At 32.9% G+C, this 14,266-nt stretch carries 7 protein-coding genes; 3 read left to right on the forward strand and 4 right to left on the reverse strand.

Translation table 11 applies throughout. The features are described from left to right. Positions 1-112 precede the first annotated feature (112 nt). Positions 113-547, forward strand: coding sequence for a heavy metal-binding domain-containing protein (locus T410_RS10795; RefSeq protein ID WP_035671534.1), 435 nt, complete (start codon positions 113-115; stop codon positions 545-547). A 69-nt stretch (positions 548-616) separates the two neighbouring features. Here T410_RS10795 and T410_RS10800 read toward each other — a convergent pair whose 3' ends face one another. The 4 genes from T410_RS10800 to T410_RS10815 all read right to left on the reverse strand — a co-directional run bounded on the left by T410_RS10800 (position 617) and on the right by T410_RS10815 (position 11,280). Continuing rightward, positions 617-1,885: an NRAMP family divalent metal transporter gene (locus T410_RS10800; RefSeq protein ID WP_035671538.1), complete on the reverse strand. Its 1,269-nt coding sequence runs from the start codon at positions 1,883-1,885 to the stop codon at positions 617-619. Between the two features lie 141 nt (positions 1,886-2,026). Next, a complete protein-coding gene (locus T410_RS10805; RefSeq protein WP_035671541.1) occupies positions 2,027-4,318 on the reverse strand; it encodes a BamA/TamA family outer membrane protein in 2,292 nt (763 codons plus the stop codon). A gap of 106 nt (positions 4,319-4,424) precedes the next feature. After that, positions 4,425-9,383, reverse strand: a complete 4,959-nt coding sequence (locus T410_RS10810; RefSeq protein WP_035671544.1) for a translocation/assembly module TamB domain-containing protein — start codon at positions 9,381-9,383, stop codon at positions 4,425-4,427. A 214-nt stretch (positions 9,384-9,597) separates the two neighbouring features. Then, on the reverse strand, positions 9,598-11,280 hold the full coding sequence (locus T410_RS10815) for a Na/Pi cotransporter family protein (RefSeq protein ID WP_035671547.1): 1,683 nt from the start codon (positions 11,278-11,280) through the stop codon (positions 9,598-9,600). Between the two features lie 358 nt (positions 11,281-11,638). Here T410_RS10815 and T410_RS10820 point away from each other — a divergent pair, with 358 nt between their 5' ends. Both T410_RS10820 and T410_RS10825 read left to right on the forward strand, forming a co-directional pair. Continuing rightward, positions 11,639-12,988, forward strand: coding sequence for a TolC family protein (locus T410_RS10820; RefSeq protein ID WP_035671550.1), 1,350 nt, complete (start codon positions 11,639-11,641; stop codon positions 12,986-12,988). Between the two features lie 10 nt (positions 12,989-12,998). Next, positions 12,999-14,252 (forward strand): efflux RND transporter periplasmic adaptor subunit, encoded by a 1,254-nt coding sequence (locus tag T410_RS10825; RefSeq protein ID WP_035674396.1) that lies wholly within the window; start codon positions 12,999-13,001, stop codon positions 14,250-14,252. The last annotated feature ends 14 nt before the right edge of the window (positions 14,253-14,266 follow it).

Raw genomic sequence — 14,266 nt, forward strand, 5'->3', positions numbered from 1 at the left:
ATAATACACTTTTATTTGAATAGGATCACGAATTTAAAGATTGATTTTTTTATTATATAAGTTGGATTTGAAGGAAACTAAAAATATTTAATTAATTTAAAATGCTGACAAAATGAAAAATTTATTATTAATACTATTGACTGTAGCATTTACTGCTATTGGATTTGCCCAAGATACTGTTAGTAAAAAAGGCGATATGCATGAGATGATGGACGGGAAAATGCATGATTCAATGCATAGCGGTATGCATGAAAAAATGTATACTTGTCCCATGCATTCTGATGTAATGCAAGATTATCCTGGGAAATGTCCCAAGTGCGGAATGGATTTAGTTGAATCTAAAAATATGACCAAAGCGTATTGCCCAATGTGTAAAGAAAAAACCATGATGAAAGATGGGAAATGCACAAAATGCGGTAAACAAATTACAAAATATGGAGAAAAAGGACATTCTAAAAAAGGCTACGTGTGCACAACCTGCCATATGAAAGGAAAAAATTCAGATAAATGTTCAAAATGCGGTGGAATGATGGACGAAATGAAATAAATATAAACCATTTAAATCCTTTAAACTCTGATAAAAGCAATCTTGTTTTGTCAGAGTTTTTTATTTGCCTCATTCAAATACTTGTAAGTAAATTAAAGTCACTGCAGCAATAGTCATAATAACAAAAGCCGTAATTCCAAGAATATTAGCGGTTTTACCATTAGTAAATTCTCCCATTACATTTTTGTTATTTGAAATATGTAGAATAATAGCAATTAATACCGGTGCTGTCAAACCATAAAGAATAGCCGTATAAATTAGGGCTTTAATAGGTGAAATACCAATATAATTCAAAGATAAACCAAGTATTAGAGATATAGCAATCACAATGTAAAATGCTTTGGCTTCATGAAACTTTTTATCTAAACCTTGTTCCCAACCAAAAGTTTCGGTTATGATATAAGAAAGGGAGCCACTTAAAACAGGAATGGCCAAAAGACCTGTTCCAATAACTCCAATTGCAAATAGGAGGTAGGCTGAGTTGCCTGCTAATGGTTTCAAAGCCAATGCCGCTTGCTCCACTGTGTCAATTTGATGGATGCCGCTTTTAAATAAAACGGTACCGGTGGTCAGAATAATAAAAAACATGACTAAGCCTGAAAATGACATACCAAAATCGACATCTTCTTTCATGTCATTAATTATTTTTTTATTAACCATCAAATGATTTTTCTTGTGTTTCATTTCTTCCACCTCCATGGATGCCTGCCAAAAAAACAAATAAGGTGAAATAGTTGTGCCAAGAATCCCAACCAGAATCCCGATATATTCTTTATTGAATTGTATGGTAGGTATAAAGGTTGCCTTTAATATTTCGGTCACATCTTGTTTATATAAAAAAGGAACTATTAGATAGACTAAAAGAACAAGACAAAGATATTTAAGAGATACCGCAATTTTTTGATAGGGTAAATAGATAATTAGTATTAGCAGAATAATAGTAAAAACAACACTGAAAAAAGTGGCGTCAATTGCGGGAAATAATAAATTACCAACAGCTCCCATTCCTGCGATATCAGCACCAATATTCATAACAATGGCAGGAAAACTAAATAATAACATCAGATACAAGACAGGTCTTGGATAGTTTTTTTTTAGTGTACCTGTTAAGCCTTGTGAAGTTACTAGACCAATCTTGGCACACATTTGTTGAATAGAAGCCATAAGAGGAAATGCAATGACTGCTGTCCATAACGTTGAAAGTCCAAATGCTGCACCTGCTTGTGAATACGTAGCAATACCAGATGGATCATCATCACTAGCACCTGTTATTAATCCGGGGCCAAGGAGTTTCCAAAAACGCACAAACTTAGTAGATAATTTTTTTCGGGTATTCATTTTTAGCTACTTTTGAGTAATTTAACCAAGCACTTTAGCGTGTAATAAAAGTACGACCATCCCATATAATTTCAATAAAAAAATATGTAAATGTCTTAAAACATTATTATTTAATTATTAAAAGAATCAATTGAATCACGACTAGAATGGATAACCAATTGCCAAATTAAACACTAAATTTTCTTTTCTCCACGTACCATTTCCAAAATTGATTTGATCTAAAACCCAACGTTGTCCATCTGGTAAATAAGGTTTTCTAATAGGGAACGCAAGATCTGTCCTAAGGATTAGAAAAGAGAAATCAAAACGCAATCCAGCTCCGGCTCCAACAGCTATTTCGTTCATGAATTTTTTAGAAAATTTTGCGCCAGGTTTTTCAGGGTTGTCGTGCAAGAGCCAAATATTTCCTGCGTCTATGAATAAGGCGCCTTTTACTAAGCCGTAGATTTTTGCTCGATATTCGGTGTTAAATTCCAGTTTTAAATCTCCTGACTGATCTGCTAAAAAACTACTGGCAGTTGCAGAACCATCATAAGATCCTGGTCCTATGGATCGGGCACGAAATGCTCTTAAACTATTAGTTCCACCAATAAAAAACTGCTTAATAAATGGTAGCTCATTCGAATTTCCATAAGCGAATCCTGCACCCACAATAATTCTGCTGGCAAGTTGCGAATCTGGCCCTAACTTTAAATAATGCCTGAAATCGTTTTCTATTTTTATAAATTGACTAAAAGGAACATCAAATACTTTAATTGTATCTCCTTTTTTTATGTTTGCTCCAGTAGCTAATCCTGTAATATTTCCGGCCAAGTCTATTGTTCCCTTGTAGTAAAAAGTGTTTTTTCTTCTTTTTTCCAATGTGTTGGTATAGGTGAAAGAGTAGGTAGGCCCAAAAATTAATTGTTTTTCAATTACTTTACCCAGTGATGGATTGCCAGCTATTTGTTCTTGATACAAGGACGTTACATTTTGTGGACTGGCATACGTAATTTCAGTAATATTTAATAAATGTTCTTTTTTCTCGCTTGCTTTCCATAAATAACCAAACGATCCTTTGAATGTTTGCAATGAATATAGTTTTAATCTGTTTTGAAATTCATATCCTAATGTTGCTTTTGTTTTCGGTACAAAACCACTTGAAGATCTAAACTTAAATGGTGAAACAAATCTAGGCCAAACTAAATTAGCTTCGGTTCCAAAGCGATATACATTAAAGCCATTATTAAGCCCCGATACTTGTACCTCTATACCGCCAAACGCAGATATAGTAAGTAATTCAGCACCTCTAAAAGCATTTCGATTACTCCAGTTTATATTTAATTCTGTCCCGGTGTAGTTTGCAGAATTGGTTTTTGCCAAAACCTCTAAACGCAGTGATTTTTTTGGTAATGGAGTGAGGTAATAATACGCATCCAGATAATTACCTAAAGTGTCTGAAGGTTTGAACTGATTTTTTACGAATTTGAATGTGCCCAGATTCACTAATCGGTTCAACGATAAATTGTGATTGGTACGATTGTATAAATCTTCTTTTTTAAAATATAAAGTACGATCAAAAATTCGTGGTTTGAATAAGTTTTCAGGATCTATAATGGTAAAGTCATTGTATTTTTTAATAGAGTTATAATTAGGTTTCAAACTATCAGAACCAATTGAAAAATTTGGATAAACAATAATTTTATTGATTTTATATGGTATTTCTGCAAGCTTAGGAGCTTCTTCTTTTACTTTGACAATTAAATCGACTTGATGATCAGCAACAGTGCTATCTACTTGCACTTTAAGATAGTCTGGATTAAAGTAATAAAAACCTTTCTCCTTAAGCCTGGCATCTATACGAATTCGTTCTAATTTAATAATATCCAGGCTGTAACCATTATCTTTTTTTAATAAGCTTCTGCGGCTTGTTCTTCGGACGGCGCTTGATATTACAGAGGAATCTGTTGGGAATTTTACTTCTCTTATTTTATATTGTTTCCCTGGTTTTACACTATATTCCGCGGTTGCTTTTTTACCATGACGGGTTGAATCAGCAGTAGTTTTAGTGTTGAAATAGCCACTATTTTCAGAAAAATTCTGTAAAACACTTTTACTATATTCTAAATCTACTTTACTGTACAAAACAGGCGGTTCTCCCACTTTGGTTTTTAACCAATAACGGAATCCTTTTTCTTTTTTTGGTGTCCCTGCTATATTGTAGATATATAGCTTAGGTCTTAAACCTAAAATTGTGGAATTGGGTTTCGGTCTAAGAATATCTTTTAACGCTGTTTTTAATGCTTTTTTTTCTTTTTTAGAAATTTCATTTCCTTCCACTTTTAAAGTTGCACCGGTATACAGAAGTTCTCCTTCGGGCAAATATTTTGTATTGCTACATGACGCAGCAAACAATGCTAAAAAAAGAAAATATAATAAATGGCTCTTATTCATCTGATTTTGTTGAAGTGTTTTTAAAAAATTAAACCCGTAAGAATTTATGTTTCTTAAGAAGAATCAATTAGTGAATTTTCTTAATTTTATAATGGTTCAACGGATTTTATTTGTCTTTTTTCGCTGCTTTTTGGACTTTACTTTTAACAAATAGCTCCTTGAATTTATTATAATCCAAAGTGATGGTAAAAGCAATTCCAGTTTCTACAACTTCACCTTGAAGCGCTACTTGATATTTATTTACTCGATAAACTCGCATTTTATACCTTCCGTCTTTTGAAAGTTGGTATTCCAGAGAAACATCACCTGCTATATTATTTGCATTCTGATTAACTTGCTGTGGACCTTCAATGCCAAAACTACTTCCAACAGTAACTTTCAAGCGGTCATTTAGTAATTTTTTAGAAATACCAACATTAAGGTCGGTTTTATTCGCACGCTGCCCTGTTGTATAATCATCAGCGGTATTCAAATCAAAATTAAGTTCGACACCACTAATTAAGTCACCAGCCAGATTATTTAGCTGCTGTGATAAAATTTTACTGGCACTTTGTCTGGCAAGTGATGAAACGTTTATTCCTCCTGCTTCACTCGCAAAAGGGTTTTCTCCTATAAAACGATTTAGTAGCAATAGGGCAAAAACCTGCTTGTTCAATTCATCCGGTTGCTGGCGTAACTGAGTCAGTTTGGCTTGAGTCGTATTTATGATTTCTGTCGAAACGCTATTATTTCCTTCTGGTAAAACAATGTCAAATGAAATAGTAGGTTTCATTATTTCACCGGTCATTTTTAATTTAGTCTCAAAAGGAATTTTTTGTTTGTACGTATTTCTTACATAAGCTGTAACAGATCCCAATTGATCATTAACTAAATCAATTGGCGCTGCTTGCGTTTTATAAATTGCCGTAATACTGATGTCGGCCGTGGTTGGTTCCCCGGTCCATAGGATATAACTTCCTTTTTTGATGTCGAATTTTCTTTTTATAGAATTAAAATTCATCTCATAACTTCCTTCAGATAATTCATATCGGCCGGTCAAAGTCGTTTTCCCTGAAGGGTCAATTCCACCGTTTAATTGTGCTTCCCCTTTTAGTTTCAGGAAATCTCCACTTGCTTTATCAATAATAAGGGATAATTCTGCGTCTTTGTCTATTTCTATATTTACAGAAGCATTGATTCCTTTTACGTCCGATTGGCTATTTAATTCATTGATGGCAACCGTCTCAATTAATTGTGGCTGGTCTTGATCAATAAATTCAACAATTCCTTCTCTATCAGCTATTGATGGGTCTGATTGTGGTAAAACAATAGTAAATTTAGTGTCTTTGTTGATTTTGATATTTCCTTCCACTACAGGGTTATCAAAATTGCCTGATATTTTCAAATGATTGTCTAGGTATAATTCGCCATAATACAAATCGTTGTCTTTGGATTTAGAATTGATAGCTTTGAAATTATCAGCATCCAAGGCTAAATCAAAACCAAAATTGCTGAAATTGGTACTGTTTATTTTTCCGTTAATGGTTAAATCATTGTCTTTTTCATCTTTTATAATGAAATTATCAAAAAGGATAGCATCGCCGGTAAAAACGATTTTATCATTTGCCGATTTGAATTTTGAATTAAGTTGCGTTGCTTTAAAACCAATTTCATTGAATTGTAATTCTCCAATAACTTTAGGTTGAGAAGTATTCCCTGTTATTTTGAAATTACCGCTAAAAAAGCCAGTGCTTTCTATGATATTATTCAATGTGAAACCCTGAATGCTTTTCAAATTTAGTTTTCCAATGGCTAGGTTCATATCAAAACTGCTGTCAGATGCTTTATAGTTTCCATCTAAATTGACTTGGTTTCCCTGACCAGTAATCGAAATTACGGCATCATATCTATTTGCTAATGCATTATTGACTTTTATACTAATGGTACCAACGGTATCTTTTTTGAAAGTAAAATTTTCAATATTTAAATCCGAAGTAAAAAGTGGCGATGTCGCTAGATTTTTTATCAACGCATTTCCATTGATTTTTCCGCTCATTTGCAAATCACTTTTCTCTACGATACTAGTAATGGTTTTGATGTCAAAATCCTTGAAATCTATTGCTATAGGTGCATTCGCGACGTCAGATTGAGATTGAATTCTAATACTGCTTCCATCTTTACTCAATTCGAAATTATTAGCATAGATCCCTTTTTTACCAAAACGGATTAAATTATCTTGTGATATTTTCCATGATTCATAATTAAGAAGTAAATTCTTCGGATCAAAAACTATTTCGTTACTCCCGTTTGTTGCATGTAATGTTCCCGTAATTAAGTATCTTTCTTTGTCTTTTACATCTTTTAATTGCAAGGTATACTCTACAAGGTTGTCTTGTATTTTTCCAGATATATTAGTATAAGGCAATTGGATTTGTTTATTTTGAATGTCGTCTACAATTAGGCTGTAAACAAGTGCTTTGTCTTTTGTATCCACTTTAAGAACTGCATTTGTAACGGTGTTTTGACCATAAATTAATTTAGGAATGGTGGCGCTCAGAACAATAGAATCGTTAACTGAATTGTATCTTCCATTGATGTTAATCGGTTCCAGACTTTTCAAATCAGGAATAAGTTTTAATAAAATTGGACTGTCTTTTATGTCAATTTTAAAAACTAATTGTTGTTTTTCAACAGCAATTTTTTTTGAATTTGGTTTACTGTCATAATACTTTGCAATCGAATTAGATAAAGCAGAAGCTATTTTTGATAATTTGTATTTACCGTTTACTTCAGCATCTATAAAAGGAGATTTCAGTAGTAATGTATTCTTTTCAGAAGTTGATGTTGCTATTATATTGATCGAATCAATTGCAAATTGTTCTTTCGCATTTGCGATTGTTATGTTATGTGCATTTACAATTCCATTGAGATAATCTAAATTTCCCGATTGAATATCAGCATCTACAACACCTCTTATTTTCATTGGCCCCGCATGCAGATTCAGTTTTTCTAAATCAGCGATATCAACATTGAGTTTTAATTTTCCGCTTGGATATTTGTCTCTAAAACTCCCACTACTGACTAAATCAAAAGTCAGATTTGGATCTTTTGCCACAGCAGTAACATTGAAATTTCCATTGCGAATTACTCCTTTTATGTTTAAATTATTATAGGTGTATTTATTGTAATAGGCTTTTAGAATTGTTCCGTTGAGCGAAGCCGTCGCTGTTTTTAGATTAGAACCGCTTCCTTTTATATTGGCTTTTAATGTAACCCTACCAATCGAATCGTTTTTGATAAATTTTCCTAGATCAAAATTATTCAACTCTATTTGAGCATCGTATTTATCTTTATTTTTTATGCTACGGTCGTATGCGCCTTTGATTTTTGCATTTCCAAAATTGCTTACCACATTCATATTGGTTTTAAAAGCAGCAATAGTTCCTTTGAAAGTTCCAACTGCACTAAATTTTGTAGGAAGCTGAATCGAATTTGGAATCGTTCCAGGAGGTAAAATTCCATTGAAATCTTTAGAACCGGATTGTAAATCTTTAATATCCAAATCAAAGTACGCTTTATTTACATCTGGCAAACCAATGATTCTTCCGCTGGCTGCCACTTTCGTAGTTCCAATACCGCTAATTTCAACACCTGGAAATGCAAAATTCTTCAATTTCCCCGACACTTTACCATTTACGAGCAGAATCGAATTCTGATAACTCATGAATGGATTCGTTTTTATTAAAATGGGTGCAAAAAGCAAAATATCTTTAATACCCAATTTACTTTTCTTCAAGTTAGCAGTGATCCCTAATTCCCCTGGATTTTTCACCAATGATTGAATTGAAGGATAACCTACTAGAATTTCATCTCTCAATTCGGTTTGAGGAGTTTTTAAATATAATTTTTTAAGAAAAGCATTCTTTTTGCCATAGAAAAATTCAGCATTAAACGATTGAACGTTTAAACCACTTTTATCTTTAAATGTTAACGAATTTGCATCTCCGGATATGTTTTCGGGATTGTAGTAAAGTGCGTCAACTTGTAAATTTAATTTATTAAGATACAAATGGTTGTAATCTAAACCTTCTTTTATTGCAGCAACATTATTATCGTCATAACGGAAATAAACGCGCTTAAAATCTGTTTTATTTACTTTTACTTCCCAGTTGTTTGGTGCTGAATTTACAGATTGTTTTTTTGTTTTTTCTAATTTTTCAAATGCTAATGCACCTTCAACACCTGTCAGGTCAAATCTGTCGATTAATAAAATCTGATTATTGAAATCTATTTTATCAATTTTGGCTAATAGTTGTTTTAAATAAAAAGTAGTAGATAACTTGGTTTCTTCACTTTGGTAATCAACATCAATTTTGGATAAATCAATTTCGCCCAGTTTTAATTTTAAGGCAGTTTGGGAAGTTTTTTTTTCGGAAATTGCTTTTGTTTGTACCAAGCCTTGTTTCAATTTAAACTTTAATCCTTTGATTTTTACTTTAGGGATTTCAAAGTTCATTTGTTCTAAATCAAAAGTCTTTATCGTTGTTTCAAAATGATTTAGATTCGTGACAATATCATTTTTTGAAATAGCATCAGTATATTTAAATTGAATTCGATCCAATTGTATTTCTTCCACAGAAAACTGCATCGGTTTTGAATTTGCTTTTTGTTTATCAGGCGAAGAGAAAACTTTTATAATATAATCAAAATTGAAAATGCCATTAGAATCTCTATTTAAATAAGTTGTAAAACCTTCGAGTTGCATGGAGTTAATCTCAACTTTGTTATTTATTAATTGCAACAAACTGATATCAACAGCGAGTTTTTCTCCAGCTAAGAGTGTATCTTTTTTTTGATCCTGAAAATAAACGCCTTCGAGAATTAATTTTTCAGGAAAAGCAATTTTTAGTTTGTCTATTGAAACTTTGGTTTGAATTTTTCCTTCAAGGTAGGTTACCGCTTTTTCTTTGGCATAATTCTGAACGGAAGGGAATTGAAGAACAATGATTAACAATAGAAACAATAGTAAAATTGTCCCTATTGTCCATAGGAAAATTTTAAAACTTTTTTGTAAGTATTTTTTCAAATGGTCTTGATTTTAGGTCTAAAATTAGCCAATTTAGACTAGAAATCCAATTTAAAGTCTAAATTGGATTAAACACAAAGATGTAATTTTAAATCAGAAATGTTTTATATAATTTGGATATTAACTTGTAAAATTTTTGGATTTAAATATTACAAATACAATTCCATGACCTGTTTAATTGAAAATGAATGGTAAACGAAACAATTTTTATAGGTTAGGTTTTATAAACAGGAATTTCATTGAAATATTCCGCCTGTTTTTCTTCTAATAAAATTTCTTTTATTGCCATAAGCATTGCTTTATTTGAGGTGAATAATTCCCTGTTAAAGTTAATGACAGTCGTTATGTCTATTTTTTCAATGGGTGCATTTACGGCTTCTGTATAGAACGTATTGAGAGCAGTTGTATAGTTGTTTTGTATGGAATCAAATAGATGTTGGAGGTCTTCAAAACTTGCTTTTTTATTTTGAGTAAGGAACGTATTAAATTCAAGATACAGGTTTTCAGTTTCTTTTTTATGGTGTAGGAAAAAATTATACTTGATATCTTTTGATGAATTTCTGAGGTTTGAAATATTAGTGCCAATGTCTTTTATACTTTTTGCAGAATGCATCGCACTGCGCACTGCAGAAATGAGTTGGTTGAGTTCCACTTGCTGATCGCCTTCTAATTTTGGTCTTAAGTCTAAATAAAAAGACTGTATCTCGCCTTGTAATTGTTTCATGAATTCATATTTTTCTTCTATGGTTTTCGAAAAGAAATTTCTTTTTTCATTGGTAGTTTTAAAGTCCTCATTTTTACGAAGCATTAAGGTGTCAATCTTGAATAATTCCAAATTGAATAACATGGAATTATGGACGAAATATTTTGTTTCCATACGGAGTAAATCAAGAGCAGTTTCAGGTTCTTTGATTGTCGCATGATTAATAAAAGCTGCTGTATCGGCATCGGTATCTTTGAAAAATAGTTCCAAAAATTTTGTGAAATAGTTGAGTATTGGAAAAAAAATAAGAATGGCCATAAAATTGATCAGACTGGAAAAAGTGGCCAGACCAATTAATGGATCTTTTATTTTTAAAACATCAGTAATCAAGAAAAGAATTGGATTTAGAAATAGAAAAACCAATGCTGTAATGAAAATATTAAAAAATAAATTACCAAGAACAATTCGTTTTTTAGAAGCATTACCGCCTATAGCTCCCAATACAATTTTGATAATTGTACCTGTTTCTGATCCTAGCGCAATTATAGCTGCAATAGGAAAACTGATCGCTCCGGCGTGAAGCGCACTAAGTGTTAGCGCCATAGTTACGGAGCTAGATTGTACGATAAGGGTTATAAGAAAGCCTATAAGTATGAAAATAACTTTAGGCATTTCGACATATTTTGAAAAATCAAAATCCAGTACTTGTGATTCCATTGCCGTTTTCATGAAGGAAAGACCAATGAATAACAAACCAAAACCAAAAAGGAAGTAGGCTAGATATTTCATCGACTTGCGATTACTAAAAAGGATAAGAAATATTCCTCCTAAGCATATTGCAGGATATGCAATTACTTCAATATCTACTTTAAAACCAAGACTGGCAATTAGCCAACTATTAACAGTCGTCCCTAGATTTGCGCCCAAGATAATTGCCATGGCATTTCGCATACTGAAAACCCCTGCGCCGACGAAAGCCAGTAACATCAGCGTAACCATAGAGCTACTTTGTAAAATACCCGTTATGATGACACCACCTACAACAGCGCCCAATTTATTTTTGGTAATGCGTTGCAGAAAAAGTTTGAAACTCCGCCCCGAAAGATTTTTTAAGGATTCCTCCAGTAGATACATTGCGAAAAGGAATAAACCAATCCCGGCTGCAAGTTTGAAAAAATGATTGAGATTTTCCATAGCAGAATATACAAATAAAGATAACTAATTTAATTATATAATCGTGTTGGAACTGTTGTCTAACAATAATCTAAAGTCTTAAATAAATTTTGTCAAGAATCAGTTTCTATATTTTGAACAATTTGTTATTTTATTTCAAAAGGATAACTTAAATTTTTTCAATAATAATTAATTGGAATTAAAGCAATAATTTTAAAGATATGTACCCATATTTCAGAAACAAAATCTTAAATTTGAGTGTAATTTAGTAGGAATAAACAATAATTAATTTTCTGTAAAATATTGTTTATCAGAATTGTATGTTTTTTTTTTTATGTTACTATTTTTCTTTTTGTCAGAATAGCTAAATATTTTTCAAATGAAACATTTGATGTTGTGCTTATTTTGCCTTTTAGTGGTTGTGATTTTTAATCCTGTTCATGCACAAATTTCAGATTCTATTCGGAAATGGAGTATTGAAGAGTGTTTTAAATATGCGATGGAGCATAATATTGAAATAAACACACTGCTACTTATGGAACAATCTTCTGCCCAAGATTTATATGCAGCCAAAGGGAGCCAAATCCCTAATCTTTCTGGTTCTGTTAATAACCAATTCAATAATAGTAAAATTGAAAGCGCTGGTAGCGGCAATTTGGAAAACCAATTAACCAGTAGCGGAAACTATTCCGTTAATTCATCGATTGTTCTTTGGAATGCGAATTATATAAAAAACAATATAAAGCAAAGAGATTTGCTAAGACAATCGGCAGGACTTTCGGTGCAGCAATCAAGGAATACAATTACGTTTTTGATTACGCAGAGTTATTTGGCTATTTTACTGGCAAAAGAAAACCTAACCTACCTTTTGGATCTTTATACCACATCAGAAGCCAAGGTAAAACAAGGACAACTATTTTACGATGCTGGCAGTATTCCAAAAAATAATTTGCTGCAGTTACAAGCACAATTGGCAGGCGATAAATACTTAGTGGTACAAACCCAAAACACCATTAGGCAAAATATCCTATCACTAAAACAAATATTGCAATTACCAACTGAGGTTTTATTTGATGTTTTTATACCAGTATCAATAGAAATTGTTACCGTTGCACCTTCACTTCAAAGTGTGCAACAAACTGCCTTTGAAATTTTCCCTGAAATAAAAATTGGAGAATTAGAAGTTGCGATTGCTTCTCTGGATATCGCCAAAGCGAAAGCGGGTTTTAAGCCAACGCTTGCTGCAAATGGGGCATTGGGCACGGGTTACAGTTCGGTAATTTCCAATTCAAATTTCTCGAAAACTAGCTATTTTACGCAATTAGATAATAATTTTTACCAACGTGTAGGACTCAATTTATCCATTCCAATTTTCTCAAACAGAATCAATAAAACCAATCTTGAAAAAGCTAATATTGGTTTTAAACAAGCCAATATCAATCTGCAAAATAGCCAACTGGTTTTATCGCAAGAGGTGGAACAGGCGTATCTCAACTTTACAAATGCCTTACAGGCTTATAATGCGGCGAAAGAGCAATTGAGCGCCGTGACAGAAACGTACCGAATTGTCAATGAACAATTCCGGCTGGGCGGTATAAATTCATTTGATTTATTACAGCAGCGAAATCAATATGTACAGGCTGTTCAGTCTTATACACAAACAAAATATACCGCTGTTTTGCAACAAAAAATATATGATTTCTATAGAGGAATTCCAATACAATTATAAAATCACTACGATGAAAAAAAAGATAATAGGGTTATCCGTTTTAATTGTAATTGGAGTTGCTGCCATTCTGTATTTCATGTCGCGAAAAAAAACGCAGGAAATTACTTTTGTAACCAGTAAAGCGCATTATGGGGCTATTGCCAAAAGTGTGACGGCAACAGGAACCGTTCAGCCTGTGGATACCGTTTCTGTTGGTGCACAAGTTTCTGGTGTTGTAAAAAATATTTATGTTGATTTTAATAGTGTGGTTAAGAAAGGGCAATTGCTAGCCAAAATAGATCCGTCAATTATTATAGCACAAACCGAACAATCAAAAGCAAACCTCATGACCGCCAGAAGTAATCTGACCTTTCAGGAAAGCACTTTTGAAAGACAAAAGCAATTGTTCAACTTGGGAGCCATCAGCAAAGCCGATTACCAGTTGGCGCAAAATCAATATAATAGTGCGAAAGCTTCAGTTGCTAGTGCCGTTGCCCAATTAAATATTACGACTAAGAATCTTTATTACACCAATATTTATTCTCCTATTGACGGAGTTGTACTCAATAGAAATGTGAGCGCTGGTCAGACCATTGCTTCCAGTTTTAATGCGCCAACATTATTCGTTATTGCAAAAGACCTTACTAAAATGCAGGTTCGTGCGTCCGTCGATGAAGCTGATATAGGCGGAGTCAAAGCGGGACAGAAGGTAACTTTTACGGTAGATGCTTTCCCTAATGACACGTTTGAAGGAACCGTTGAAGAAATTTTGCTGCATCCTTCGGTATCGGCAAATGTGGTAACTTATAAAACTTTAATCAATGTTGAAAATGTCGAAATGAAACTTAAGCCGGGTATGACGGCAAGCATCAATATTTATACGGAACAAGACGATAATGCCTTATTAATTCCATCCCGATCATTGAACTTCAAACCTGATTCCACTATGACTGCTCGATATGTTATTATAAAGGAGGAAAGAAGTTTTATAGGAACCGACAAAAATGGTATCAAAAGAAATAAGCCCCAAAAGGATAGTGTAAATGAAAACATGCAAAAAGCATTTGTTTGGATAAAAAAAGGAGACACTTTACAACAGAAAACCATAATGATTGGTTTGAATGATGATGCTTCTGTAAAAGTGATAAAAGGGCTTTCGCCAAAGGACGACGTAATAACAAATGCGATAACCAATGGTGAAAACAATAATGCGAATAATGCACAAAAAAGCCCGTTTATGCCGCAAATGCCAGGAAGAAGAAGCTCAGGCGGTTCCAGAAATTAACGAATAAAATAAAA

Source organism: Flavobacterium sp. 83, from assembly GCF_000744835.1.
GTDB lineage: Bacteria > Bacteroidota > Bacteroidia > Flavobacteriales > Flavobacteriaceae > Flavobacterium.